The sequence below is a fragment of the Kitasatospora sp. Ki12 genome (assembly GCF_054601375.1).
Map to the genome: position 1 here is coordinate 149,483 of NZ_BAAIHT010000003.1, position 25,639 is coordinate 175,121.

Sequence of the window (25,639 nt, forward strand, 5' to 3'; positions counted from 1 at the left end):
GAACAGATCTTCTATCGATACGGGTGGAACCGCCGTCAGCGCCGGACGGCGGCGGAGGCACCCGCGACCAGCGCCTCGACCTCGGCGATCGAGGCCATGGCGACGTCTCCGGGCGTCGTCATGGTGAGGGCGCCGAGGGCCGTTCCGTAGGCGAGGGCCCGCTCCAGACCGGCATCGGCGAGCAGGCCGTGGATCAGGCCGGCGGCGAAGCCGTCACCGGAGCCGATCCGGTCCAGGACGTGCAGTCCGGGCATCGTGGGGCCGGTGACGTGACCGGTCTCCGCCGACCAGGCGGCCGAGCTCCAGTCGTTCACTCCGGCCGAGGGGACCTCGCGGAGGGTCGTCGCCAGCACCCGTGCCCCGGGGAGCAGGCCGGCCACCGAGGCCAGCGCGTCCGGCACCTCGTCGGCGCCGAAGCGCTCGGCCCCGGGGTGGCGGCCCGCCATCCCCAGCGCGCCCACGACGACGTCGGCGTGCCGGGCGAGCCGCAGGTCGGTCTCGCGGGCCCGTTCCGGTCCACCGCGGTCGGCCCAGAGGCTCGGGCGGTAGTTGGGGTCGTAGGAGACGGTGACACCGTGGCGGCGGGCGGCCGCCATCGCCTCGTCGGCGACGTCGACGGTGGTGTCGGACAGGGCGGCGAAGATGCCGCCGGTGTGGAACCAGCGCACCCCCGCCGCGAAGACCGTGTCCCAGTCGACGTCCCCGGCGCGCAGCTGGGACGCGGCTGTGTGGGCGCGGTCGCTGACGCCGAGGGCGCCGCGGATGCCGAAGCCCCGCTCGACGAAGTTGAGACCGTTGCGGGCGGTGCGGCCGATGCCGTCGTCGGGCACCCAGTGGATCAGGGAGGTGTCGACACCGCCCTGGAGGATCAGGTCCTCGACGAGCCGGCCCACCGCGTTGTCGGCGAGCGAGGTGACGACGGCGGTCCGCCGGCCGAAGCAGCGCCGCAGCCCGCGGACGACGTTGTACTCGCCGCCGCCCTCCCACACGCGGAAGGTCCGGGCGGTGCTGATCCGCCCCTCCCCCGGGTCGAAGCGCAGCATGACCTCGCCGAGCGCCACCACGTCGGTCATGGCGTCCCCACCTCCACGGCCTCGGCCGTCAGGCGGCGGATCTCGGTGTAGGCGCCGGCGTCCAGGTGCGCGGGCGTCGCCATCCAGCTGCCGCCGACGGCGAGGACGGCGGGCTCGGCGAGGTAGCCGGCCAGCCGGCCGACGCCGATCCCACCGGTCGGCATGAAGCGCACGCCCGGGAAGGGCGCCGCGAGCGAACGGAGCGCCCGCAGGCCGCCGATCGTCTCGGCCGGGAAGAGCTTGACGGTGTCGAGGCCGGCCCGCAGGGCCCGCATCAGCTCGGTGGCGGTGGCGATGCCGGGCACCACGGGCACCCCAAGCTCCCGGCACGTGGCGACGACGTCCTCGTCGAAGCCGGGCGAGACGATGAACGCGGCCCCGGCCGCCACCGCGCGTTCCGCCTGCTCGGGGTCGAGGATGGTGCCGGCGCCGACCGCGAGGCCGCCGTGGGCCGCCATCGCCTTGAGCACCTGCTCGGCGTCCGGCGTACGGAAGGTGACCTCGGCGCAGGTGGCGCCGCCCGCGGCGAGCGCCTCGGCCAGCGGGCCCGCGGTGGCCGGTGCGCGCACGCTCAGCACCGGCACCACGCGGGCGCCCGCCAGGACGGCGGCCAGGTCGCCGGTCATCGGCCCAGCCATCCGCCGTCGACGGGCAGGACGGTGCCGTGGACGTAGGCGGCGGCGTCCGAGGCCAGGAAGACGGTGGCGCCGGCCAGGTCGTCGGCCCGGCCCCAGCGTCCGGCCGGGATCCGCTCCAGGATCGCCTTGCTGCGCGCCGGGTCGGCCTGCAGCGCCTCGGTGTTGTCCGTGGCGATGTAGCCCGGCGCGATGGCGTTGACGTTGACGCCGCGGCCGGCCCACTCGTTGGCCAGCGCCTTGGTCAGACCGGCGACGCCGTGCTTGGCGGCGGTGTAGCCGGGGACCGTGATGCCGCCCTGGAAGCTGAGCAGCGAGGCCGTGAAGATGATCTTGCCCTGGCCGCGGGCCACCATGGCCGCGCCCACCGCCCGGGACAGCGCGAACTGCGCGCTCAGGTTGACCTGGAGCACCAGGTCCCAGTCCTCGTCCGGGTGTTCGGCGGCCGGTGCGCGGCGGATGGTGCCGGCGTTGTTGACCAGGATGTCCACCGGCCGTTCGCGGCCGGCGAGGTCCGCGCCCAGGGCCCGCACCGCGTCCGGGTCGGCGAAGTCGGTCCGGATCGCCTCGAAGGTGCGGCCCGCGGCCAGGACGTCCTTCTCGACGTCGCTGCCGGTCTCCTCCAGGTTGGCGCTGACGCCGATGACGTCCGCGCCGGCCTCGGCGAGCGCGCGGGCCATGGCCCGGCCGATGCCGCGCCGGGCGCCGGTGACGACGGCGAGCCTGCCGGTCAGGTCGAAGACGCTCATGCCGAAACCTCCTGGGTGTCGTCGGTGCAGTCCACGAGGATCTTCATCACGTCGCCGCCCTCCAGGGCCTCGAACGCCGCGGGTGCCTCGGTGAGCGGCACGACCTTGCTGATCAGCCGCTCGGCCGGGATCGTGCCGTCGGCGACCAGCGCCACCGCCCGCTCGAAGTCGCAGCGGTCGTACAGCCGGGCCCCCACCAGGGTGAGCTCGCGCCAGAAGAAGCGGTGCAGGTTGACCTCGCGGGGCCGGGGGTGGATCGCCACCAGGCACAGCCGGCCGCGTACGCCCAGCACCTCCACCGCGGTGTCGACACCGGCCGCCGCACCGGACACCTCGAACGCGACGTCCGCGCCCGCGCCGCCGGTCCACTCCCGGACCGCCTCGACGACGTCCCCGTCCGCCGGGTCCCAGGTGGCCAGCCCGACTCCTCGGCCAGCTTCCGCCGGTGGGCGCTCAGCTCCACCACCCGGACCTCGGCCCCGGCCGCCCGCGCCACCAGCGCGATCAGGATCCCGACCGGACCGCCGCCGACGACGACGACCCGCTCACCGGCCCGCACCCGGCCCGCCCGACATCGTGCACGGCCACCGCGGTCGGTTCCACCAGCGCGGCCCGGTCCAGCGCCAGCGACTCCGGCAGCCGGATCAGCGTGTCGGCGGGGACCGTCCAGCGCTGCTGCATCGCGCCCGGCGAGTCGATGCCGATGAAGTCCAGGTTCTGGCAGACGTGCCGGTGGCCGCTCAGACACGCGGGGCAGGTGCCGTCCCAGCGCAGCGGCATCACCGTCACCGCGTCCCCGGGCCGCCAGTCCTCCACCCCGGCGCCGACCTTCAGCACGCGGCCGGACATCTCGTGGCCCAGGACGGCCGGCGCGGCGACCCGGGCGTCCATGTCGCCGTGGAAGATGTGCAGGTCGGTGCCGCAGATCCCGACGTACGCGGGAGCCAGCAGCACTTCGCCGGGGCCGGGCTCGGACGGCTCGACCGGAGCCGTGTCCAGCGTACGAGCGGCCGTGTAACGGACAGCAAGGGTCATCGTGATTCCCGAGTCTCTTCGGTACGGGTGAGGCGGTAGAAGGCGGTCGCGGTGCCCGCGAGGACCGCCGAGGTCTCGTCGGCGGAGCATCCGTCGAGCAGTTCGTCCACGGTGGCGGCCCAGCGGTTCCAGCCCCCGGCGAGGTTCGCCACCGGCCAGTCCGAGCCGAACATCAGCCGGTCGGCGCCGAAGGCGCTCAGCAGGACGTCCCAGGCCGGGCGGATGTCGGCGGTGGTCCAGGTGTCGTGGTCGGCCTCGGTGATCAGGCCCGACACCTTGCAGACCACCTGGGGGTGCGCGGCCAGCTCCCGCAACCGGCTTTCCCAGTCCGCCAGTTCGCCGCCGGCGAGGTCCGGCTTGCCCGCGTGGTCGAGCACCAGGGGCAGGCCGGGGAGGCGTTCGGCCAGCCGGACCGCCTGGTCGAGCTGGTGGCTGCGGACGAGCACGTCGTAGCCCAGCCCGCGCTCCCCGACCGCCGCCAACCCGCGCTCGACGTCGGCGCGTTGCAGCCATTCCGGGTCCGGCTCGCCCTGGACCAGGCTGCGCAGCGACCGCAGGAAGCCGCCCCCCGGTCCGGCGAGCAGCCGGTCGAGCTCGTCACCGACCGCGGGGGACGTGAGGTCCACCCAGCCGACCACGGCCTCGATCAGCGGGTCCCGCTCGGCGAGCGCGAGCAGGTCCTCGGTCTCGGGCACGTCCGGCACGCACTGCACGACCACCGTGCCGTGCAGCCGGCGGCCGGCCACCTCCCGGGTGGCGGTGGTGCGCAGGTCCTCGGGGGTGAACGTACGGCGGATCGACGTCAGGGCCGGGTCGTCGAGCCACGGCTGCGGGCGCTGCGCGAGGTCCCACAGGTGGTGGTGGGCGTCGATGAGCACGGGCGGCGGGGTGGAGGTCACTTGGGGGCTCCGGGTGGGATCGTCTGGAGTGGGCCGGTCAGTCGGCGGTGGGCTCGCCGGGTTCGCCCAGGTGCCAGATCTCGGGGAGTTCGGTCCACTGGCGGGAGTCGCCCCGGTCGGGCCAGGGCTCCTGGCAGGGGTCGGTGCGCTTCCACCACTCCTGGGTCACCGGGTCGGCCTCGAGTTCCGCGATGTCGGCGTCGAAGTCCTCGCCGTGGTACTCGAAGTAGGCGAACAGCACGTCGCCGTGGAGGTAGATGCTGTAGTTGCGGATCCGCGCCCGGTGGAGGGCCGCCTCGACTCCGGGCCAGACGGCGGAGTGGAGTTCGAGGTACTCCTCGCGGTACTCGGGCCGGAGCTTGATGGTCTGGGCGAAGCGCCTCATGCGGATTCCTCCGATGTTTCGGCGTTCGGCACGTCGGCCGGGGTACCGAAGGGTGAACGATAGCTGGGCGTACGGGTGCGGAGCTCCAGCCGGAGCGTCAGCCGGATCCGGGTGGACGCGGGCAGCCGCACCGTCAGGTGGGCGCCGTCACCGGACGTCTTCGCCTCGCCGACCACCGGCTCGGTGTGGCCGTAGTCGTACATGTCGCCGATCCAGCCCTCGTCCGGACAGGTCGTGTACCGGACCGAGGTGATGGAGTGCTCGGCAAAGGCGCCCGCCTGAATGATAATCATCCGATCTTTCTCTGGCGAGAGGTTCACCAGCTCGACCGTGGTCGCCTCGGGGTCGATGGACGTGACCAGGGCGGCCACGTCCTGCGGCAGCCCCGCGCGGCGGGCCTGCGCGTCGTGGTACCGCAGCCGGGCCTGCTGGAGACCGCCGTTGTAGAGCACCTGGGGGCCGCCCCAGGTCAGCTGGACCAGGGCCTCGGTGGCCACCGGATTGCACTGCTGCCACACGTGGATGTCGGCCTCGTCGACCTCCAGGTCGCGGTAGCGCTCCATCCTCCGCAGGCGGTGGCGGACCTGTGCCTGGGCGGCGGCGAGGATCCGCTCGGGGTACTCCGGGTCGTCACCGGCGAGGAAGGCGAACCACGCCTTCTCGTGCCCGGACTCCTCCTTGGCCCGGAACGACCGCACGGTGCTCCAGTCCAGCTCGTCCGCCTCGCGCAGCCGTTCTATCCGGGCGCGGTCGGCCTCGGAGGCGGAGTGGTGCCACAGCGCCATCGGCACCGGCAGGGTCACCGGGTTGTAGTCGAACCAGCCCGAGTCGTTGCGCCGGAACGGGAGGTGGAGCGTCGGCTTGTCGGCGTCCCCGGCGAGTTCGACCGCCCACTTGGACTGGAGGCTGGAGTCCGCCTCGGCGAAGGGCATCAGCTTGGCCCGGGAGATCATCTCGTCGAGCGAGGTCCCGACCATCGCGAGGTAGTCGTCCTCCCCGGTGGACACCGCCGCGGCTATGGCCGCCACGCAGGCCGCGTGGCCCACGCTGTGCCAGCCGTGCGGCCAGGACCAGCCGTAGTGGCCGCCGTACCAGCGGCCTTCGAGCCGGCTGCCGACGACCCCGTCCGGGCCTGCGTTGTCCGGGATCAGACCGCCGTTCGCCTCGGTGCGCTCCCGCCAGGCACCGACGTACTCGACGATCCAGTCGCGGTAGCGCTGCTCGCCGGACAGGATCCAGGCGTTGAGGACCAGCCCGGCCACGGCGAGATTGACGGCGGTGTCGCCGACGCCGATCCGCTCCCGCATCTGGGCGCCGAGCCGCGGGTCCGCCGAGAGCGGGTACGGGCCCTCCTGTGCCTCGGGCAGCCATTCGAGCGGATAGCCGTAGGTGTCCGCCTCCTTCTGCAGCCACGGGTAGACCTCGCCGTCGGACACGCCCCGGCGGTCGGGGTCGCTGCCGTTGTGCGGGCGGGTGACGATGCGGTGCGCGGGGTCGTAGTTGCCGTGGACCGGGTCGACGTACAGCTCGGCGAACCGCAGGGCGCGCTCCGACCAGCGCTCGGGGTCGGCCATGCAGAGGAAGTAGAGCAGCAGCAGGCTCTCGCCCTGGTGGAACCAGTCGTAGCCGCGCTCGTACTCGTCGCGGAGCATGTCCAGTTCGGTGAGGTGGGCGGTGACCCCCTCCCAGTGCTTCGCGCTGGCGGCCAGGAGGTCGTCGGCGCCGCCGAGGAGGTACAGCTGCGGCCAGTTGAAGAAGACCTCGTAGAAGTCGTCCACGCCGTCACGGGTGGTCAGCTGCCCGGTGTAGTTCAGCCGGCCGTCGGGGCCGGTGAAGTCACGGGCGAACTGCCGCCAGCCGTGGTCGAGCAGGTCGAACAGCGCGCGCTGCGCCAGCGCCCAGCCGGGCGGTTCGAGCAGCGGCACCGAGGCCTGGATCTCGACTGGGGAGGCTGCGGCGTCCTCGCCCGGGGAGCGGTCGGTGGAACTGGGGGACATGGGGAGGATCTCCGATCGGGGGGACGGCACGGGCGTCATTCCTTGGTGGCTCCGGCGAGCATCCCGCTGACCAGGAAGCGCTGGGCGAAGAGGAAGACGACCAGGACCGGGGTGATGGCCACGAGGGTCGCGAGGGCCAGCTGCGGGCGCTCGATCGCGAGCGAACCGGCGGTCGGGTTGAACTGCGGCACGCTGCTGAGCAGGTTGCCGACGCCGACCTGGACCGGCATCTGGTCGTCCTGGGGGAGCATCACGTAGGGCAGGAAGTAGTTGGTCCAGTTGGCGACGAAGCTGAAGAAGCCCACGAGCGCGATGACCGGCGTGGCCAGCGGCAGTGCGATGTGGCGGAAGACGCCGAACTCCGAGCAGCCGTCCATCCGTGCGGCCGCCAGCAGGTCCTTCGGCACGGCGGTGGTGAAGTAGATGTACGTCAGGTACACCCCGAACGGGTAGAACGAGTACGGCAGGACGATCGACCACATGGTGCCGATCAGGTGCGCCGCGTTGACCTCCAGGAAGAGCGGCACCACCAGCGTCGCGGTCGGCATCAGCATGACGACCAGGGTGGTCACCAGCAGGGTCTTCCGGCCGCGGAACTCGGTCATGGCCAGCGCGTACCCCGCCGGCACCGACACGCAGAGCGTGATGACCAGGGAGACGACGGCGTACAGGGCGGAGTTGCCCAGCCACTGGAGGATCGCGCCGTCCTGGAAGGCGGTCAGCGAGTGCCAGTTGTCCGCGAGCGCGCCGAAGGAGCCGAAGGAGAGCGGGTGGTCGTGGACCAGCTGCTGGTCGGTCTTGGTCGCAGCGAGGAGGAGCCAGACCACCGGCAGGACGAAGAACACCACGAACACCGTCAGGATCGAACCGGCCAGCAGCCGGTACGACATCTCGCCCACGGATCGGTGGGCCCGCCGCGACGCCCGGGGTGCGGTTCGGCTCATGGCGCTCGGTTCCCGTTCGGTGCGTGGCGCGGTGGCGGCCGGGGTGGCGTGAGTCTCAGTCGGCATCGAAGAACCTCGATCGAGCGACGAAGACGCCGGCGACCGACACGCTCACGACCAGGAGCTCCATCGAGACCGCTGCGGCGCCGTTGACGTTGTTCAGCTGGAAGGCGAAGTCGTAGGTCAGCTGGTTGAGCGAGTAGTCGCGGCCGGCCACGCCCACGCTGGCCAGGGAGAGCAGCTGCGGCTCGACGAAGAGCTGGGCGCCGCCCGCGAAGGCGAGGATCACCATGTAGACGATCCACTTGCGGAGCATCGGGATCTGCACGTGCCAGGCGGTCTTCCAGGCGCCCGCGCCGTCGATCCGCGCGGCTTCCAGGACGTCGCTGGGGATGTTGTTGAGCGCGCCGTACATGACGACGATCCAGCCGCCCGCGCCGGTCCAGAACGCGATGACCGTGAACAGCACCGGCAGGTTGCCCGGGGCGATGACCTGGCCGAAGGTGTCGAACCCGAGGGCCCCCAGCAGCGAACTGACCGGGCTCACCGTCGGATCGAGCATGAACAGCCACACCAGCACGCTGGCGGCGCCGGCCAGCGCCCCGGGGATGTAGTACAGGAAGCGGAGCGCCTGGCTGATCCGACCGGAGGACACGCGGTGCAGCAACAGCGCCAACGCCACCACGAACACCACCAGCGAGACCAGCCAGAACAGCAGGTAGAGCGCCACGTGGCCGAGTGCGTCCACGAACCGGAAGTCCTGCGCCGTGGTCACGAAGTTGGTGAAGCCGGTGAACGAGCCCCCCGCGTCGGTGAACGCGAAGTAGATCGCGTAGCCGATCGGGAGGACGCCGAAGGCGATCAGGAGGAGTACGTAGCCGGCGACGAAGGCCGGGCCGGCCCAGCTCCGGCCGGCGCCACGAGGACGCCGGCCGGAGCCGGCCGGGGAGACGGTGGTGGTCACTGGGAAACCTTGTATCCGAACGACTGGGCGTGCTTGACGATCGAGTCCTGCCAGGCGGGCAGCAGGGAGGTGATGGTCTGCCCCTGGGTCAGGCCGGGCTTGACCGTGGCGGCCCAGACTCCCTCCTGGCTGAACTGGCCCGAACCCCAGCCCGGCCACACCTGGGAGGAGGCGTCCTTGAGGGCGCCGAGGTCACCGGCGAAGTAGCCGGAGGCCGCCTGCGCCTTGAGCCACTCCTCGGCGGCGGGCGCGTAGGCCGGGAAGCCCGGGGACTTCTGAGCCTGGTAGGCGTTGTCGGTGGTGACCCACTTCAGGAAGTCGGTGGCCGCCTTGAGGTGGGTGGAGTGCTGGGAGACCAGCCAGGTGCCGCCGCCGACGTTGCCGGTGGTCGGCTCGGTGTCGCCCTGCCACTGGGGGATCGGGGCCACGCCGATCGTCTTGTCCGCGATCTTGAGGGTGTCCTTGAACACCGCGCCGCCGAACCAGGCCGGGCCGGGCATGAGCAGCACCTTGTCGGCCTCGTTCTTGGCGAAGTCGGTGCTGAACACCCCGCTGATGGACATCGACTTGTTCTTGATCAGCCCGTCCATGAGCTTGGCCATCTTGGTGCAGTTCTCGCCGCCGGTGTTCACCGTGACGGCCTTGGGACCGGTGATCTGGTTGGCCCCGCACTTGCTCGCCCAGAGGTAGATCTCGGGGGCGAAGGAGTCGCCGGCGTCGCCCACCAGGTAGCCCGGGTGCTCGGCGGCCACCTTCTCGCCGAGCTGCTGGTACTCCTCCCAGGTCTTCGGGACGGTGTAGCCGAACTGCTGCATCAGCGGCGCGTTGTACCAGAGCACCGCCTGCGAGAGGTCGTTGCGCAGACAGTAGACGGTGCCGTTGACCGTACACACGTCGTTGGCGCCCTTGGCGAAGCCGCTCAGGGTGTCCGCCGGGATCAGGCCCTTGTCGAGCGGCGCCGCGAAGCCGGCGTCGACCGCCCAGCTCGCCTCGTTGTTCTGGGAGCTGAAGACGACGTCGGGCCAGCCCTTGCCGGTCCGGTTGAAGAGCTGGACCTTGGTCTGGAGGTAGTTCGAGCCGTTGGCGTCACCGTCGTAGGAGACGATGTCCAGCTTCACCTCCGGGTGCAGCTCCTGGTACTGCTTCGCGGCGGCCAGCCGGGTCGCGTCGACCCAGACGGTCAGCGCGCCGTCGGTCTGCGCCGCCTGGGCGAAGCCGTCCTTGGTGGTCTTCCCGGACGAGCCGCTGCTGCTACAGGCGGACACGGTCATCACCAGAGTCGCCGCGCAGGCGGCGAGCAGCACAGCTCGTCTCTTACCGGACACTGCTACCCGGCCGACCTGAGGCTTGTTGACGGTCATCATCGACTCCACTGCAGAGGCCCCGAACTGGTCGGGAGGTGGGGGGAGGGCGACGCCGGGCCGTCCCGGTCCGGCGTCGGATACCGAAGGGCTGCCGTTCCGCTGCCGCCCTGGGAGACAATTAGCCGCCCTATCGCGCGGCTCGTCAAGAGTTCACACAGGCTTATTCAGATCGATTTCAGACCGACTTCCCAGGCCTGTAGGTGCACTAGCGCCATATAAGGGCATCTCTGTCCGCTTTGCGTCCCCAATTCTCGCCACCAGGCCCCCCAAAATGAGTCGGACTCATTACCCCCTGCGGTACGCTGGTCCAGCTCCGCAATGATCAGTCTCCGCTCGTGCCCCTCCCCCGGAAGGCAGGACAGATGAACGACACGCCCACGCCCCAGGCGGCCCTGCCCGCGCAGGCGCCCCCCGCTGTCGCGGCAGCGGGCAACGGCTCGGGCGAGGAGCGGCGGGACTACCGGCCCGGGTACGAGATCGTGTCGGAGCAGATCCTCGAGTACATCGCCGAGGCACGCCTGGCACCCGGCGACCGGCTGCCCACGGAACACGACCTGGCCAAGACGCTGAACACCAGCAGAGCGGTCGTGCGGGAAGCCGTGAAGATCCTCTCCGCGCTCGGCCGGGTGCGGGCGCACAAGGGACGCGGGCTGTTCGTCGCGGACGACGAGGGCATGCTCATCACCAGCCGCTGGGGCGGGTTCTTCCGCCCCGTCGACCTCGACCACGTCCTGATGCTCTTCGAGTTCCGCAAGGTCCAGGAGACGGCCGCCAGCAGTCTCGCGGCCACCCGTGCCACCCCGGCCGAGCTGCGCACCATCGAGGTCGCCATGCAGCAGTGCCGGCACGGGGTCCTCCACGGCCAGGTGGACGTCTTCAACCAGGCGGACGACGACTTCCACACCGCCGTGGCCACCGCCGCGCACAACACCTTCCTGCTCAGCGCGGTGCGCGACGCCCGCCGGCTGCAGCGCCAGTCCAGCGCCATCGGCATCCACGACATGCTCGGCGAAGGCGCCAAGGCCGCGGTCGAGGAGCACGAGGCGATCTACCGCGCCATCCGCGACGGTCGGCCCGACGAGGCGGCCGCGGCCACGACGGTGCACCTCGACCGGACGCTGGAGGACTACCGGCGGGAGATCCAGCGCCGCCTGTTCGGCGACCGGCCCTAGGTTCGGGCGAGGGACCCCGGGCGCCGGAGGACGCGCCGCCCCGGTCGGGATCACGGGCGGCGGGCGGCCCGGCGGCCGAAGTCGTCGTGGCAGAGCAGGACTTGCCCCAATGCGGCCTTGTCCGTCAGTGACACGGCGCCAACGTAGCAGGTGATCCCATGTCCTGAAAGGGAGCAGGAATCGCCACCCCGAGGGACGGGCACCAAGTGCCGTCCAATTCGGCGGTTTGACAAGGTTTTTCGCAACTTACGCCGCAGGCCCCCTGGACGCGCCGCGCACTACTCCGTTAAATCCGTCCCATGGCTCGCGATGTGAACGCTCACACCCAGCAGCGCTTCCCGCGCCGCACCGTGCACCTGGACTTCCACACCGGCCCCGACATCCCCGACGTGGGACGGGACTTCGACCCGGTGACCTTCGCCCGGGCCTTCCAGGAGGCCGACGTCGACAGCGTCACCCTCTTCGCCAAGTGCCACCACGGCCACCTCTACTACGGCACCGACCGGCCGGAGCGCCACCCCGGCCTCTCCCCCGACCTGGACCTGCTCACCGAACAGGTCGAGGCCCTGCGCGCCGTGGGCATCCGCACGCCGATCTACCTCTCCCTCCAGGTCGACGAGTACGCGGCCCGCGAGCACCCCGAGTGGATCGCGCTCGGCGAGGACCTCAAGCTCGCCCGCTGGAGCACCTCCGCCTTCGAGGCGGCCTGGAACATCCTCGACATGTCCAGCCCCTACGCCGACTACTTCGCCGACCAGCTGGACGAGGTGCTGCGCCGCTTCGCACCCGTCGACGGCATCTTCATCGACATGTGCTGGAACCAGCCCAGCGTCAGCCGCTGGGCGGTGGACGGGATGCGCCGCGAGGGCCTGGACCCGGCCGACCGGGACCACCGCAACCGCTACGCCGACCTCGTGGCCAAGCGCTACATGGCCCGCTACTCCGCGATGGTCGAGAAGGCCCTCCCCGCGGACGCCGTCCAGGGCGCCTGGTACAACAGCCGGCCGAAGACCGGGCTGGCCGAGGAGCAGCAGTACCTCAAGCACGTCGAGATCGAGGGGCTGCCCACCGGCGGCTGGGGCTACGCGTTCCTGCCGTACGTGGCCCGCTTCGTCCGCCCGTTCGGGCTGCCCGTCCTCAGCCACACCGGCCGCTTCCACGAGAGCTGGGGGGACAACGCCGCCCTCAAGCCCCGGGCGGCGCTGCTCTACGAGACCACCCAGATGCTGAGCCACGGCCTGACCGGCGGCGTCGGCGACGTGCTGCACCCGCGCGGGGTGCCCTCGCGGGCGGCGTACGAGCTGATCGGCTCGGCCTACGGTCACATCCGGGCCTGCGAGCCGTTCCTGGACGGGGCCCGGGTCGTCAGCGAGGTGGCCGTGGTCGTCGACCCCGCTCTCGGCGACAACCCCGGCGCGAGCAACATCGGCGCGCTCCGGGCGCTCCAGCAGCTGCGCGCCCAGTTCGACATGGTCCCGCCGACCGCCGACCTGAGCGGGTACCGGGCCGTCGTGGTGCCGGAGAGCACCCCCGTCGACGACGCCCTGGCCGAGCGCCTGGGCGCGTACCGGCGGGCCGGCGGCGCCGTGCTGCTGGTCGGGCCCGCGCTGCTCAGGAACGGCACCGAGCCGACCCTGCCCGACCTCCCGGTCGAGGACCTGGCGCCGGCCCCGGCCGGCGAGGACTTCCTCTCCTGCGAGGGCGTGCCCGGCGTCCCGGAGGACTTCCCGGTCATCAGCCACGGCGCCCGGCTGACCGCCCGGGCACTGCCCGGCGCCGACGTCCTGGCCCGGGTCGTGGCGCCCTACTTCCCGCGCTCCTGGGACCGCTTCTGCGGCCACTCCTACACTCCCCCGGCCGACCCGACCGACGAGGCGGCCGTCGTCGTCGGCGACGGGGTGGCGGCGGTGACCGTGTCCCTGCTGGAGGCCTTCCACGAGCACGGCCTGGAGGCGTACCGCCACCTGCTGGGCGCGGCCCTGGACCGGATCCTCCCGGACCCGCTCGTCCGCGCCGGCGGGCCGGTCCACCTGGAGACCACCGTGCAGCGCACCGCCACGGGCACCGTGCTGCACCTGGTCAGCTTCGTGCCGGCCCGTGAGACCCCGGAGCTCGACCTGGTGCACGACCCGTTCCCGCTGCTCGACGTCCCCGTCGCCCTCCGGCTCGCCACCGCGCCGCGCTCGGTGCGGCTGCAGCCCTCGGGGCAGGAGCTGCCCTGGCAGCACGACGGCGAGTACGTCCACGTGCGGGTCACCACCCCGGACGGGCACGCGATGGTCGTGGTCGAGCACGACTGACCGCGCGCCGGGCCCGGTGCACCAGCCTCTCGGTGCACCGGGCTCTCGGTGCACCGGGCTCTCGGTGCACCGGGCTCTCGGTGCACCGGGCTCTCGGTGCACCGGGCCCCACCCGTCGGGCCTCGGGTCAGCCCACCGGGAGCAGGGTGGGGTCCGCCATGATCCGGCGGATCGTGGTCTGCGCCGCGCCCAGCACGGGTCCGCGCCGCCCCAGGGCGGACGGGCGCAGCGCCGCCGGGGCCCAGGGCCGGACGGTGACCCGCTCGGCGAGTTCGGCGCGGACGGAGGGCAGCAGCCACTCGGCCAGTTCGGCGTAGGTGCCGCCGAGGACGAGGCCGTCCGGGTCGATGAGTTCGACGGCGGACGCGAGGGCGAGGCCCAGGGCGCGGCCGGCCCGGTCCAGCGCCGCCAGGGTCGGGGCGTGCCCGGCACCCGCCCGCTCGGCCAGCAGGGCGACCGGGTCGCCGGCCGCCGGATCGCCGGCCGCCACGGAGCCGGCCGGGCCCGGGCCGGGCGGCGTGAGACCGGCCTCGCGCAGTACGGCCGCCTGGCCCGCGTACTGCTCCAGGCAGCCGCGCGCGCCGCAGGCGCACCGGATTCCGTCCGGGTGGACGGGGATGTGGCCGAGTTCGCCGGCGAAGCCGCGGGCGCCGCGGAACACCTGCCCGTCGATGACCAGGGCGGCACCGATCCCGGCGTCCGCGGAGACGTGCACGAAGGTCTCGACGGCCTGTTCGGCGTTCCAGTACTCGGCCAGGGCCCCGAGGTTGGCCTCGTTCTCCGGCTCGGGCGCGGTGTCCGGGTCGGGCCAGTGGTCGGCGACGCCGACGGTGTGCCAGCCCAGGTTGGGCGCGCGCTCGACCCGTCCGGCGGGTTCGTTCGGCACCACCCCGGGCACGGCCAGGACCCGGCCCTCGACGCTCAGCCCGAGGCCGCGGGCCTCGGCCTCCGCCTCGGCGGCCAGCTCGGCGGTCGCGGCCAGCACCTCCCCGGCTGGCCGGCCGGCGTTCGCCCGTTCCACCCGGCGCCACACCCGGGGTTCGCCGCGCAGGTCCACGACGCACGCGGCGAGGTGGGTGACGCCGACCTCCAGGCCGAGGCCGGCCGGGCCCTGGTCGCGCACCGACAGCGCGCGTCCGGGGCGGCCGACCCGTCCGTCGGGCGCGGTCTCCGCCTCGGTCAGCGCGCCCCGGCCGATCAGTTCGTCGACCAGCGAGGAGACGGCCGCCCTGGTCAGGCCGACGCGGACGGCGACGTCCGCACGGGACAGCGGGCGGGTGAGCGGGTTGTGCGCGGCGACCGCGCCGAGGACCACCGAGAGGTTGCGCCGCCGCATGTCCTGCTGCGACGCGGGCCCGTTGCCCTGGCTGTTCCTCGCTCTGCCGACCACTGTCACGCGCGCGCCCCTCCTACCGGTCCCCGGCCGGGGCTCCCTGCAAGGCCCCGGCCCGACGCAGGGTATCGCTGATCCGTTCGAGTGCGTCCGCGTCCCGCGCCACGGGCTCCAGCACCGGGCCGTCGGCGGTGCGCCAGCGGCGTGCCACCGCGTCGGCTGGCTCGCCGGTGAGCAGGGCGGCGGCCTGGGCGGCCGCGCCGAGCGCGACCAGCTCCTGCGCGGCGGGGATCCGGACGGCCCGGCCCGAGAGCCGCAGGACGGTCCGCTGCCAGGCCCGGCCGCGGGCGCCGCCGCCGATCAGCAGCAGCGGCTCGTCGCCCGCCGGGTCCTCGCCGCCCGCGCGCAGCACGTCGTCCAGGGCGGTGAGCAGGGCGTGGGCGGCGCCGTCGTAGGCGCCTTGGAGCAGCTCCCCCGGCGTGGTGTCGTGCCGGAGTCCGTGGACCAGGCCGGACGCGCCGGGCAGGTCGGGTGTGCGCTCGCCGTCCAGGTAGGGCAGCACCACCACGGTGCCGCCCTGCTCGACCTCCTCGCGCCCGCGTCCGAGCAGGGCGGCGACGCGGTCGACGGCGAGGGTGCAGTTGAGCGTGCAGGCGAGCGGCAGCCAGCCGCCCAGGGCGTCGGCGAAGCCGGCGACCGTCCCGCTCGCGTCCACCGGCCGCTTCCGGCCGACGGCGTAGACCGTCCCGGAGGTGCCGAGGCTGAGCACCGGCTGCCCGGGTCGCAGGCCCAGCCCGAGGGCGGCGGCCATGTTGTCGCCGGTCCCGGCGGCCACCAGGGCGCCCTCGCGCAGCGCCGTCCCGGGGCGGACCACGCCGGCCGGCGCGCCCGGCACCAGGACCTGGGGCAGCAGGGCCGGGTCGAGGCCGATGCGGTCGAGGATCTCCTTGTCGTAGCCGTCCGGCCCCCACCAACCGGTTCCCGAGGCGTCGCCGCGGTCGGTGACCGCCTCCCCGGTCAGCCGCTCGGTCAGGAAGTCGTGCGGGAGCCGGACGGCCGCGACGCGGTCGGCCGCGACCGGCTCGTTGGCGCGCAGCCAGGCCCACTTGGGGGCGGTGAAGGCGGCGGTCGGCAGGCTGCCGGTGCGCCGGACGATCTCCGCCGGGCCGATCCCGGCCCGCAGCGCGGCGGCCTGGGGGGCGGACCGGACGTCGTTCCACAGCAGCGCGGGGCGGACCGGTGCCCCGGCCGCGTCGAGGGTGACCAGGCCGTGCTGCTGGCCGCCGATCGAGACGGCGGCCGCGCGCTCGGCCCAGCCCGTCCCCGCGACGGCCTCCCCGAACGCCCGCCACCACTGCTCGGGGTCGCTCTCCCGGCCGGCTCCCTCGCTGACGGTGTGCGGGGCCCGGCCCTCGCCCAGCACCGTGCCCGTGTCGATGTCGACGGCGAGGGCCTTGGTGGACTGGGTGGAGCTGTCGACGCCGATCACGACACGCTGCTCAGCCATGCGTTCCTCCGATGGGGGTTCCTTCTGACGTCCCGGCATACTAATTTGTTGAGAGCCCTGACAAACACCCCCGCGCACCGATCCGGAGCCGCTCCATGTCCAACGACCCGCTCGCCCCCACCCCGGCGCACAAGTTCACCTTCGGCCTGTGGACCGTCGGCTGGCAGGGGCGCGACCCCTTCGGCGACGCGACCCGCCCCGCCCTCGACCCGGTCGAGACCGTGCAGCGGCTGGCCGGACTCGGCGCCTACGGCGTCACCTTCCACGACGACGACCTGATCCCCTTCGGCTCGGACGACGCCACCCGCGAGGAGACCGTCAAGCGCTTCCGCGCCGCGCTGGACGCCGCCGGGCTGAAGGTCCCGATGGCGACCACCAACCTGTTCACCCACCCCGTCTTCAAGGACGGCGCCTTCACCGCCAACGACCGCGACGTACGGCGCTACGCGCTGCGCAAGACGATCCGCAACATCGACCTGGCGGCGGAGCTCGGTGCCTCGGTCTACGTCGCCTGGGGCGGTCGCGAGGGCGCGGAGTCCGGTGCGGCCAAGGACGTGCGCACCGCGCTGGACCGGCTGAAGGAGGCCTTCGACCTGCTGGGCGAGTACGTCGAGCAGCAGGGCTACGACCTGCGGTTCGCGATCGAGCCCAAGCCCAACGAGCCGCGCGGCGACATCCTGCTGCCCACGGTCGGCCACGCCCTGGCGTTCATCAACGAGTTGGAGCGCCCCGAGCGGGTCGGCGTCAACCCGGAGGTGGGCCACGAGCAGATGGCCGGGCTCAACTTCCCGCACGGCATCGCCCAGGCCCTGTGGCACGACAAGCTGTTCCACATCGACCTCAACGGCCAGTCCGGCATCAAGTACGACCAGGACCTGCGCTTCGGCGCGGGAGACCTCCGGCAGGCCTTCTGGCTGGTCGACCTGCTGGAGTCGGCCGGCTACGACGGCCCCAAGCACTTCGACTTCAAGCCGCCGCGCACCGAGGACTTCGACGGCGTCTGGGCCTCGGCGGCCGGCTGCATGCGCAACTACCTGCTGCTGGCCGAGCGCTCCCGCGCCTTCCGGGCCGACCCGGAGGTGCAGGCCGCGCTGACCGCCTCCCGGCTGCCCGAACTGGCCCTCCCCACCGCCCAGGACGGCCTGGCCGGGCTGCTGGCGGACGGCTCCGCCTTCGAGGAGTTCGACGTCGACGCCGCCGCCCGGCGCGGCATGGCCTTCGAGCAGCTGGACCAGCTGGCCATGGAGCACCTCCTCGGCGCCCGCTGAGACCAACCGGTCACCCGACCCGGCGGGCCGCCCGTACAACCGGGCGGCCCGCGAAGGCGGCGTTACGCCACGCGCGCGGCGCGCCCGGGCGCCCGGCCGCGGCCCGAGGAGCCCTGCTGGCCCCGGCCGGCGGAGCCCTGCTGGTCGCGGCCGGTGGTGGTCCGGGTGTCGCCGGCGCCCCGGCCGGGGCCGCCACCGCGTCGGCCGCGCCCCGTGGACGGGCCGCGGCGCGGCCGCTCGACGACCGGGTCGGCGATCACGGTGGGAATGCCGGTGGGCACCCGGGCGCCGGTGATCCGGGCCAGGTCCTCGCCGCCGGCGCTGACCCTGGTGGTGACGGGGGTGATGGCGGCTGTCGTCATCATCCGGGCCATCCCGCGGCGCTGGTTGGGCAGCACCAGCGTGACGACGGTGCCGGACTCCCCGGCCCGGGCGGTGCGGCCGCCCCGGTGGAGGTAGTCCTTGTGGTCGCCCGGCGGGTCCAGGTTGACGACGAGGTCGAGCCCGTCGACGTGGATGCCGCGGGCCGCGACGTTGGTCGCGATCAGGGCCGTGACCTCGCCCGTACGGAACTGCTCCAGGGTGCGGGTGCGCTGCGGCTGGGACTTTCCGCCGTGCAGGGCGGCGGCCTTCACCCCGTTCGCGAGCAGGTCGTCCACCAGGCGGTCGGCGCCGTCCTTGGTGTCGATGAACATGATCACCCTGCCCTCGCGGGAGGCGATGTGGGCGATCGTGGCGTTCTTGTCGAAGTTCTGCACGTGCAGCACGTGGTGCTCCATGGTGCTGACCGCTCCCGCGGACGGGTCCACCGAGTGGGTGACCGGGTCCGAGAGGAAGCTCCGCACCAGGCGGTCGACGTTGCGGTCCAGGGTGGCGGAGAACAGCATGGTCTGCCCGCCCTCCGCGACCTGCCCGAGGAGCTCGGTCACCTGCGGCAGGAAGCCCATGTCGGCCATCTGGTCGGCCTCGTCGAGCACCGTGACGGCGACCCGGTCCAGCCGGCAGTCACCGCGCTGGATCAGGTCCTTGAGCCGCCCGGGGGTGGCCACCACGACCTCCGCCCCGCGGTTCAGCGCCCAGGCCTGGCGGCTGATCGACGTCCCGCCCACCACGCTCGTCATCCGCAGGCGCACCGCGTGGGCGTAGGGGGTGAGCGAGTCGGTGACCTGCTGCGCGAGCTCGCGGGTGGGGACCAGCACCAGGGCCAGCGGGCGGCCCGGCTCGGCCCGCTGCCCGGCGGTGCGGGCCAGCACGGCGAGGCCGAACGCGATGGTCTTGCCGGAGCCGGTCCGGCCCCGGCCGAGGACGTCACGGCCGGCCAGCGAGTTCGGCAGCGTCGCGGCCTGGATCGGGAACGGCTCCGTGACGCCCTGGCGGGTCAGCACCGACAGCAGCGCCTTCGGCATGTCCAGCTCGGCGAAGGAGGCCACGGGCGGCAGTGCCGGAGTGGTGCTCACCGGCATCGCGAACTCGCCCTGCGGGGAGCCACCCCCTCGCCCGCCCCGGCCGGAGGGGCGCCGGCCTCCGGCGGGCCGGTCACCGTAGAAGGACCCTCCACCGGACCGGGAGGCGGCGTTGTGGTGCGAGGAGCGACTGGAGCGGTTCATGCGGGAGACCTTCCTCGGGCGGCACGTCACGAGGAAGGCTCCTCGGCGCGGGGCGCCGGGCGGAGACCGCAAGGGAACGGGCCGGAAAATGTGACGGGCGGAGCGTGAACGGTGGAACCGTGCGGCACGCCGTCTGCGGTCGGCGCTCACCGCGGAAGGCGGGAGCGAACGGCCTCGAACCGTGAACTGTCACGGCAGGGCGCCGATCCGGACGCGGCGCTGTGCGTCTCGCGTGGGGATGGCCGCCGGTGGCGGAGCCATGGGGCCTGAGCGGCCGGGGGAAAGCGTCGTGGCGCCCACGCCGAGGGGCCCGCACCGGGCATGTGCGCGGTGCGGGCCCCTCGCTGTCAGGCGGGTGCCGTGGCAGTAGAACTACAGCGGGCGAATGTTCTCGGCCTGCGGGCCCTTCTGGCCCTGCGTGACGTCGAACTCGACCTTCTGGCCCTCGAGCAGCTCACGGAAGCCGTTGGCGTTGATGTTCGAGTAGTGGGCGAAGACGTCGGGGCCGCCACCCTCCTGCTCGATGAAGCCGAAGCCCTTCTCCGCGTTGAACCACTTCACAGTGCCATTAGCCATAAAGAAATCTCCTTCAAAGGGTTGTTCGAAGCCACGCACACCGCGGGCTTCGAGTCACCGCATGGAGCGCCCACCCGGGGAAGAGCCGGGAAACAAAAACGCGCCTGCAATACATCAGCAGGCGCACACAAAGTTCATGGGAACCACTACTGCAACTAAGTCGACTGTAGCAGGCCGCCGCCCGCCGCGGCGGGATGTTCCGCGCCCGGTTCCGCCGCGGCCGGCCCCCGGGGCAGCCGCTCCGGGCCGGGCGGACCGTGAACACGCGGCAGTGGCAGGCCCCTTGGGCGCGTGCCCGCGCCCCGGCGGGGACTTTCCGCGGGTTCGGCGCGCCCGCCCCGCCGGCGCGATTTTCACGGTCCGCGCCGGAAATTCCCTCCGCCGGACATTCCCGTGGAAGGCGCTCCTGGCCCGTATCGGCGGGATTGTGCGACCGTCGCCCCCGGCCCGGACCGGCGGTGAGAAAAGGGCGGGGCCCCGCGCGCCCGTGCGGGGGCACGCGAGGCCTCGCGTCGGGGCCGGCTCAGACCGGGAAGGGCAGGTCCCCGAGCGGGATGACGGACGTGCGGGTCTTCGTCGCGACCCGAGGAACGTGAAAGGGGGCGGCGGGCCCCTGCCGGCCCACCGCCCCCCGTTCCCCTCGGCGGGGCGTCCGCTTACTCCGCCGAGAAGCAGTAGACCGTCATCGACCGGAACACCTCGCCCGGGCGCAGGACGGTGGAGGGGTACTCGGGACGGTTCGGTGAGTCGGGGAAGTGCTGCGTCTCCAGCGCGATGCCCGCGTACGCGTGGTAGGGGCGGCCGGAGGGGCCGGTCAGCGAGCCGTCGAAGTGGCTGCCGGTGTAGACCTGGAGCCCCGGCTCCGTCGTCAGGCACTCGACCCGCCGGCCGCTGGCCGGGTGGCTCAGCACGGCGACCTTCCGGAACCCGTTCCCGGCGAGCACCCAGTTGTGGTCGAAGCCCGCGCCGGCCCGGCGGACCTGCGGGTCCGCGTCGGCGACGCGCTCGCCGATCACCGCCGGCTCGCGCAGGTCGAAGGGCGTGCCGGCGACCCGGGCGACCGGGCCGACCGGGATCAGCTCCCCGTCGACGGGCAGGTACCCGAGGGCCTCGACCCGCAGCAGGTGGTCGAGCACCGTTCCGCTGCCCTCGCCGGCCAGGTTGAAGTACGCGTGGTTGGCGAGGTTGACCACCGTCGGGGCGTCCGTGGTCGCCCGGTAGCCGATCCACAGGGCGCCGGCCGGGTCGAGCAGGTACGTCACCTCGACGGTGAGCGCCCCCGGGAACCCCTGGTCGCCGTCGGGGCTGTGCAGCCGCAGCCGGACCCCGGCCCGCCGGCCTTCCCGGACGGGAGTGCCCTCCCAGAGCCGGGTGGCGAAGCCGTCCGGGCCGCCGTGCAGGGTGTGCCCGGTGGCCTGGGTCGCCAGCCGGTGCGTCGTGCCGTCGAGCGGCAGCAGGCCGTCGGCGATCCGGTTGGCGTACCGGCCGACCGTGGCACCGAGGTAGGCGGCGTCGCCGAGCAGGTCCCCGACGTCCTCGCAGCCGAGGACGACGTTCGCCCGCCGGCCGTGCCGGTCCGGCGCGTGCAGGGCCTGGAGGCGGGCCCCCAGGTCGAGCACCTCCACCGTCAGGCCGTCCGGCGAGCCGATGATCCAGCGGGTGACGGGCCGCCCGTCCGGGAGGGTGGCGGCGGCATCCTGGCAGACCGACAGTTCACCCTGGGAAACGAGTGCTTCTTCCGGCACGGGGTTGCTCCGTTCCTCGGGGACCGTGGACTGCGGGACTGGGGACTGCGCGGGACCGCGGCACTGCGGGCATCGGTCGGGCGGCCGGCACCGGTGACGCCCGCCCGGGGGGACGGGCGTCACCGGTGCCGGCCGCGGCGGGGTCAGAACCCCTGGGCCAGCCGGTGGTAGGCCTGGTTCCAGCGCAGTTCCTTGGTGAACCGGCGGATGTTGGTGTCGTCGTCGATCACCAGCAGCTCCACGCCGATCATCTCGGCGAGGTCCTCCAGTTCCTCGACCCCGAGCGCGCCGGAGAGCACGGTGTGGTGCGGCGCGCCGGCCGTCAGCCAGGCCTCGGTGGAGGTGTGCAGGTCCGGACGCGGCCGCCAGACGGCCCGGGCCACGGGCAGGTTGGGCAGCGGCGCCGGCGGCTCGACCACGTCGACCTCGTTGGCGACCAGCCGGAAGCGGTCGCCGAGGTCCGCCAGGCCGACCACCACCGCGGGGCCGGGCTCGGCGTCGAAGACCAGCCGGACCGGGTCCTCGCGCCCGCCGATGGAGAGCGGGTGGATCTCGCACGAGGGGGTGGCCGCCGTGATGCTCGGGCAGACCTCCAGCATGTGGGCGCCGAGGATCAGCTCCCGGCCGAACTCCAGGTGGTAGGTGTAGTCCTCCATGAAGGAGGTGCCGCCGGGCAGTCCGGTGGCGGCCACCTTGAGGGTGCGCAGCAGGGTGGCGGTCTTCCAGTCGCCCTCGCCGCCGAAGCCGTAGCCGTCGGCCATCAGCCGCTGCACGGCGAGGCCGGGCAGCTGGCGCAGCCCGCCGAGGTCCTCGAAGTTGGTGGTGAAGGCCTTGAAGCCGCCCTTCTGGAGGAAGCCGCGCAGGCCGAGCTCGATCCGCGCGGCGTACCGCAGCGACTCGTGGCGCTCCCCGTCGGCCCGCAGCTCGGGCGCGAGGCGGTAGACGTCCTCGTACTCCTTGACCAGCGCGGTGACGTCGCCGTCCGCCGTCGCGTCCACGGCCTCGACGAGGTCGTTGACGCCGTAGGTGTTGACGGAGACGCCGAAGCGCAGCTGGGCCTCGACCTTGTCGCCCTCGGTGACGGCGACGTCGCGCATGTTGTCGCCGAAGCGGGCGAGCTTCAGGTCGCGCAGTTCGGCGCGGCCGGCGGCGGCGCGGGCCCAGCCGGCGACCCTGGCGGACACGGCCGGGTCGCTGACGTGCCCGGCGACGGTCGTGCGCGGCACCCCGAGGCGGGACTGGATGTAGCCGAACTCGCGGTCGCCGTGGGCGGCCTGGTTCAGGTTCATGAAGTCCATGTCGATGGTCTGCCAGGGCAGTTCGACGTTGGCCTGGGTGTGCAGGTGGAGCAGCGGCTTCTGCAGGGCGTCCAGGCCGGCGATCCACATCTTCGCCGGGGAGAAGGTGTGCATCCAGGCGATCAGGCCGATGCAGTCGTCGGCCGAGTTGGCTTCCAGACAGACCCGGCGGATCGCCGCGGCGTCGGTGAGCACGGGCTTCCAGACGATCTCGACCGGCATCGCGGCGTCGCCGTCCAGGGTCTCGGCGATCCGCTGGGACTGCCCCGCGACCTGGCGCAGCGTCTCCTCGCCGTAGAGTCCCTGACTACCTGTCAGGAACCAGACCTGGCGACCCTCCAGGGGCTTCTTCATGGGGTGGCTCCTCACCGGGCCTGGGGCTGGCCGTAGACGTTCTGGTACCGGAAGTTGAGACTGTCGATGTCCGCCTGGGCGATCGGCAGCGGCTCGCCGAGCTGGCGGGAGAGGTGGACGGTGCGGGCGACGTCCTCGCACATCACGGCGGCCTTGACCGCCGCCTTGGCGTCCTTGCCGATGGTGAACACACCGTGGTTCTGCATCAGGACGGCGGGCGAGCGGTGGCCCTTGAGGGTGTCCACGATGCCCCGGCCGATCGAGTCGTCGCCGATCAGGGCGAAGGGGCCGACCGGGATCTCGGCGCCGAACTCGTCGGCCATCGCGGTGAGCACGCAGGGGACGGCCTCGCCGCGGGCCGCCCAGGCGCAGGCGTAGGTGGAGTGGGTGTGGACCACTCCGCCGACCTCGGGAAGGTGGCGGTAGACGTAGGCGTGCGCGGCGGTGTCGGAGGAGGGCGCGTGGTCGCCCTCGACGACGTTCCCGTCCAGGTCGCAGACGATCATGTTCTGCGGTGCCAGGTCGTCGTAGGAGACGCCGCTGGGCTTGATCACGAGCAGGTCCTCGCCGGGCACCCGGGCGGAGACGTTGCCGGCGGTCCAGACCACCAGGTTGTAGCGGACCAGCTCCTGGTGCAGGTCGCTGACCTGTCGGCGGATGAGGTCGATGGTCGCGTTCACTATGCCTCGCTCGGGGTGGTGAGGGCGGCGTTCCGGATGTCGCGCAGTCGGTGCAGCAGCTTGTCGGCACCGAGGCCGAAGTGGTCGTGCAGGGCGCGGTACTCGGCGAAGAGCCGGTCGTACACGTCGGCGGCGGCCGGGGCCGGCTGGTAGGCGCCCTGCTGCACCCGGCCCATGGCGTCGGCGGCGGTCCGTACGTCCGGGTACGCCCCGGCGGCGACCGCCGCGTGGATCGCCGAGCCGAGGGCCGGGCCCTGCTCCGACTCGGCCACCGAGACCGGGCGGCGCAGCACGTCGGCGTAGATCTGCATCAGCAGGGCGTTCTTCTTCAGGCCGCCGGTGACGATGAACTCGGTGACGGGGACCCCGCCCTGCTCCAGGGCCTCGACGATGACCCTGGTGCCGAAGGCGGTGGCCTCCAGCAGGGCCCGGTAGATCTCCTCGGGGCGGGTGGCCAGGGTGAGTCCGACGATCACGCCGGACAGGTGGTGGTCGACCAGGGTGGAGCGGTTGCCGTTCATCCAGTCGAGCGCCACCAGGCCGTGCCCGCCGACGGGTTGGGCGGACGCCTTGCGGGTGAGCAGCCGGTGCAGGTCCTCGCCGTTGGCCTCGGCCTCGGCGAGGTAGTCGGCGGGCACGCCCTGGCGCAGCCACCAGGCGAAGATGTCGCCGACGGCGCTCTGGCCGGCCTCGTAGCCGTAGGAGCCGGCGACGATGCCGTCCTCGACCACGCCGCACATGCCGGGGACGTCGGCGAGCGTCGCGCCGTTGACGACGTGGCAGGTGGACGTGCCCATGATGGCGAGGAGCCGGCCGTTGTCGACCGCGCGGGCGGCCGGGGCGGCGACGTGGGCGTCGACGTTTCCGGCGGCGACCGCGATGCCCTCCGGCAGGCCGGTCCACTCGGCGGCCCGTGCGGTGAGCGAGCCGACCCGGGAGCCGAGCGGGGAGAGCGGGTGCTCCAGGCGGGTGCGGGCGAAGTCGGCGAAGTCCGGGTGGAGCGCGGCGAGGTAGTCCTCGCTCGGGTAACTCCCGTCCTGGTGGATGCCCTTGTACCCGGCCGTGCAGGTGTTGCGGCTCTCGGCGCCGGTGAGCTGCCAGACGATCCAGTCGGCGGCCTCGATCCAGCGGGCGGTCGCGCCGTAGACGGCCGGGTCCTCCTCCAGCACCTGGAGGGCCTTGGCGTACTGCCACTCGGCGGAGATCCGGCCGCCGTAGCGGGAGATCCACTTCTCGCCCCGGGCGTGGGCCAGGTCGTTGATCCGGTCCGCCTGGCCCTGGGCGGCGTGGTGCTTCCAGAGCTTGGGCCAGGCGTGCGGGCGGGGCGTCCACTCGGGCGTCTCGGCGAGCGGGGTGCCGTCGGCGAGTACCGGCAGGACGGTGCAGGCGGTGAAGTCGGTGGCGATCCCGATGACGTGCGCCGGGTCGACGCCGGCGGCGGCGATCGCGGCCGGGACGGCGGTGCGCAGCACCTCGCGCCAGTCCCCGGGGTGCTGCAGCGCCCAGTCGGGCGGGAGCAGCCGTCCGGTGCCGGGCAGTTCGCGCTCGATCACGGCGTGCGGGTAGTCGTGGACGGCGGTTCCGACCTCCTCGCCGTCCCGGACCCGGACCACCACGGCGCGGCCGGAGAGGGTGCCGTAGTCGACGCCGACGACGTAGCGGTCGGGATCGGGGGTGGCGGGATTGACGGTCACGTGCTCATCCTTCGTACGGGGGAACGGCGTTGACGCCGTGAGCAAATGGTGTCGCCTGTC

Annotated in this window: 20 protein-coding genes and 1 pseudogene; 3 read left to right on the forward strand and 18 right to left on the reverse strand. The window is 73.1% G+C overall.

Annotated features, from left to right (window positions below):
- Positions 1–35: 35 nt before the first annotated feature.
- The 10 genes and pseudogenes from ACYP53_RS31440 to ACYP53_RS31485 form a co-directional block, all read right to left on the reverse strand.
- Positions 36–1,073, reverse strand: coding sequence for a sugar kinase (locus ACYP53_RS31440; RefSeq protein ID WP_459649946.1), 1,038 nt, complete (start codon positions 1,071–1,073; stop codon positions 36–38).
- Positions 1,070–1,699 carry a bifunctional 4-hydroxy-2-oxoglutarate aldolase/2-dehydro-3-deoxy-phosphogluconate aldolase gene (locus tag ACYP53_RS31445; protein WP_459649947.1) on the reverse strand — a complete coding sequence of 210 codons (630 nt, stop codon included), beginning with the start codon at positions 1,697–1,699 and terminating at the stop codon, positions 1,070–1,072. Before ACYP53_RS31445 ends, ACYP53_RS31440 begins: the two co-directional genes overlap by 4 nt.
- Positions 1,696–2,457 (reverse strand): SDR family oxidoreductase, encoded by a 762-nt coding sequence (locus ACYP53_RS31450; RefSeq protein WP_459649948.1) that lies wholly within the window; start codon positions 2,455–2,457, stop codon positions 1,696–1,698. The genes ACYP53_RS31445 and ACYP53_RS31450 overlap by 4 nt, the downstream gene beginning before the upstream one ends.
- Positions 2,454–3,492, reverse strand: a pseudogene (locus ACYP53_RS31455) (zinc-dependent alcohol dehydrogenase). Before ACYP53_RS31455 ends, ACYP53_RS31450 begins: the two are co-directional and overlap by 4 nt.
- A complete protein-coding gene (locus ACYP53_RS31460) occupies positions 3,489–4,391 on the reverse strand; it encodes an amidohydrolase family protein (protein ID WP_459649949.1) in 903 nt (300 codons plus the stop codon). The pseudogene ACYP53_RS31455 and the gene ACYP53_RS31460 overlap by 4 nt, the downstream one beginning before the upstream one ends.
- A 37-nt stretch (positions 4,392–4,428) precedes the next feature.
- On the reverse strand, positions 4,429–4,776 hold the full coding sequence (locus tag ACYP53_RS31465; protein ID WP_189922213.1) for an L-rhamnose mutarotase: 348 nt from the start codon (positions 4,774–4,776) through the stop codon (positions 4,429–4,431).
- A complete protein-coding gene (locus tag ACYP53_RS31470; protein ID WP_459649950.1) occupies positions 4,773–6,773 on the reverse strand; it encodes a hypothetical protein in 2,001 nt (666 codons plus the stop codon). The genes ACYP53_RS31465 and ACYP53_RS31470 overlap by 4 nt, the downstream gene beginning before the upstream one ends.
- A gap of 35 nt (positions 6,774–6,808) precedes the next feature.
- Positions 6,809–7,663 carry a carbohydrate ABC transporter permease gene (locus ACYP53_RS31475; protein WP_189922251.1) on the reverse strand — a complete coding sequence of 285 codons (855 nt, stop codon included), beginning with the start codon at positions 7,661–7,663 and terminating at the stop codon, positions 6,809–6,811.
- A gap of 109 nt (positions 7,664–7,772) precedes the next feature.
- Complete coding sequence (locus tag ACYP53_RS31480) at positions 7,773–8,681, reverse strand: carbohydrate ABC transporter permease (protein WP_189922217.1); 909 nt, start codon at positions 8,679–8,681, stop codon at positions 7,773–7,775.
- Complete coding sequence (locus ACYP53_RS31485; RefSeq protein WP_459650935.1) at positions 8,678–10,042, reverse strand: ABC transporter substrate-binding protein; 1,365 nt, start codon at positions 10,040–10,042, stop codon at positions 8,678–8,680. Before ACYP53_RS31485 ends, ACYP53_RS31480 begins: the two co-directional genes overlap by 4 nt.
- A gap of 365 nt (positions 10,043–10,407) precedes the next feature.
- Between ACYP53_RS31485 and ACYP53_RS31490 the strand changes: the two genes are divergently transcribed.
- On the forward strand, positions 10,408–11,217 hold the full coding sequence (locus tag ACYP53_RS31490) for a FadR/GntR family transcriptional regulator (RefSeq protein WP_189922226.1): 810 nt from the start codon (positions 10,408–10,410) through the stop codon (positions 11,215–11,217).
- Between the two features lie 299 nt (positions 11,218–11,516).
- A complete protein-coding gene (locus tag ACYP53_RS31495) occupies positions 11,517–13,517 on the forward strand; it encodes an alpha-L-fucosidase (protein WP_189922229.1) in 2,001 nt (666 codons plus the stop codon).
- 127 nt (positions 13,518–13,644) lie between these two features.
- Here ACYP53_RS31495 and ACYP53_RS31500 read toward each other — a convergent pair whose 3' ends face one another.
- Positions 13,645–14,913: an ROK family transcriptional regulator gene (locus ACYP53_RS31500; protein WP_459649951.1), complete on the reverse strand. Its 1,269-nt coding sequence runs from the start codon at positions 14,911–14,913 to the stop codon at positions 13,645–13,647.
- A gap of 13 nt (positions 14,914–14,926) precedes the next feature.
- A complete protein-coding gene (gene xylB / locus ACYP53_RS31505) occupies positions 14,927–16,357 on the reverse strand; it encodes a xylulokinase (protein ID WP_459649952.1) in 1,431 nt (476 codons plus the stop codon).
- Between the two features lie 95 nt (positions 16,358–16,452).
- Between xylB and xylA the strand changes: the two genes are divergently transcribed.
- Positions 16,453–17,625 carry a xylose isomerase gene (gene xylA, locus ACYP53_RS31510; RefSeq protein ID WP_459649953.1) on the forward strand — a complete coding sequence of 391 codons (1,173 nt, stop codon included), beginning with the start codon at positions 16,453–16,455 and terminating at the stop codon, positions 17,623–17,625.
- A gap of 62 nt (positions 17,626–17,687) precedes the next feature.
- On the opposite strand, the gene ACYP53_RS31515 is transcribed toward xylA, so the two are convergent.
- The 6 genes from ACYP53_RS31515 to ACYP53_RS31540 all read right to left on the reverse strand — a co-directional run bounded on the left by ACYP53_RS31515 (position 17,688) and on the right by ACYP53_RS31540 (position 25,579).
- Entirely contained in the window at positions 17,688–19,232 is a 1,545-nt protein-coding gene (locus ACYP53_RS31515; protein WP_189922235.1) for a DEAD/DEAH box helicase, read from the reverse strand.
- Between the two features lie 372 nt (positions 19,233–19,604).
- Positions 19,605–19,808: a cold-shock protein gene (locus ACYP53_RS31520; protein WP_030918248.1), complete on the reverse strand. Its 204-nt coding sequence runs from the start codon at positions 19,806–19,808 to the stop codon at positions 19,605–19,607.
- Positions 19,809–20,464: 656 nt separating this feature from the next.
- On the reverse strand, positions 20,465–21,553 hold the full coding sequence (locus tag ACYP53_RS31525) for an aldose epimerase family protein (RefSeq protein ID WP_459649954.1): 1,089 nt from the start codon (positions 21,551–21,553) through the stop codon (positions 20,465–20,467).
- Positions 21,554–21,696: 143 nt separating this feature from the next.
- Complete coding sequence (gene araA / locus ACYP53_RS31530) at positions 21,697–23,205, reverse strand: L-arabinose isomerase (protein ID WP_459649955.1); 1,509 nt, start codon at positions 23,203–23,205, stop codon at positions 21,697–21,699.
- 11 nt (positions 23,206–23,216) lie between these two features.
- Positions 23,217–23,885: an L-ribulose-5-phosphate 4-epimerase gene (locus ACYP53_RS31535; protein WP_189926714.1), complete on the reverse strand. Its 669-nt coding sequence runs from the start codon at positions 23,883–23,885 to the stop codon at positions 23,217–23,219.
- Positions 23,885–25,579, reverse strand: a complete 1,695-nt coding sequence (locus tag ACYP53_RS31540) for a ribulokinase (protein ID WP_189926716.1) — start codon at positions 25,577–25,579, stop codon at positions 23,885–23,887. The genes ACYP53_RS31535 and ACYP53_RS31540 overlap by 1 nt, the downstream gene beginning before the upstream one ends.
- Positions 25,580–25,639 lie beyond the last annotated feature (60 nt).

Excerpts from the sequence above, each read along its gene's own strand:
- ACYP53_RS31490 (WP_189922226.1), top strand. The coding sequence starts at position 10,408 with ATGAACGACACGCCCACGCCCCAGGCGGCCCTGCCCGCGCAGGCGCCC.
- araA (WP_459649955.1), bottom strand. The coding sequence starts at position 23,205 with ATGAAGAAGCCCCTGGAGGGTCGCCAGGTCTGGTTCCTGACAGGTAGT.
- ACYP53_RS31440 (WP_459649946.1), bottom strand. The coding sequence starts at position 1,073 with ATGACCGACGTGGTGGCGCTCGGCGAGGTCATGCTGCGCTTCGACCCG.
- xylB (WP_459649952.1), bottom strand. The coding sequence starts at position 16,357 with ATGGCTGAGCAGCGTGTCGTGATCGGCGTCGACAGCTCCACCCAGTCC.
- ACYP53_RS31495 (WP_189922229.1), top strand. The coding sequence starts at position 11,517 with ATGGCTCGCGATGTGAACGCTCACACCCAGCAGCGCTTCCCGCGCCGC.
- ACYP53_RS31450 (WP_459649948.1), bottom strand. The coding sequence starts at position 2,457 with ATGAGCGTCTTCGACCTGACCGGCAGGCTCGCCGTCGTCACCGGCGCC.
- xylA (WP_459649953.1), top strand. The coding sequence starts at position 16,453 with ATGTCCAACGACCCGCTCGCCCCCACCCCGGCGCACAAGTTCACCTTC.
- ACYP53_RS31475 (WP_189922251.1), bottom strand. The coding sequence starts at position 7,663 with ATGTCGTACCGGCTGCTGGCCGGTTCGATCCTGACGGTGTTCGTGGTG.
- ACYP53_RS31465 (WP_189922213.1), bottom strand. The coding sequence starts at position 4,776 with ATGAGGCGCTTCGCCCAGACCATCAAGCTCCGGCCCGAGTACCGCGAG.
- ACYP53_RS31515 (WP_189922235.1), bottom strand. The coding sequence starts at position 19,232 with ATGAACCGCTCCAGTCGCTCCTCGCACCACAACGCCGCCTCCCGGTCC.
- ACYP53_RS31445 (WP_459649947.1), bottom strand. The coding sequence starts at position 1,699 with ATGACCGGCGACCTGGCCGCCGTCCTGGCGGGCGCCCGCGTGGTGCCG.
- ACYP53_RS31520 (WP_030918248.1), bottom strand. The coding sequence starts at position 19,808 with ATGGCTAATGGCACTGTGAAGTGGTTCAACGCGGAGAAGGGCTTCGGC.
- ACYP53_RS31485 (WP_459650935.1), bottom strand. The coding sequence starts at position 10,042 with ATGACCGTCAACAAGCCTCAGGTCGGCCGGGTAGCAGTGTCCGGTAAG.
- ACYP53_RS31470 (WP_459649950.1), bottom strand. The coding sequence starts at position 6,773 with ATGTCCCCCAGTTCCACCGACCGCTCCCCGGGCGAGGACGCCGCAGCC.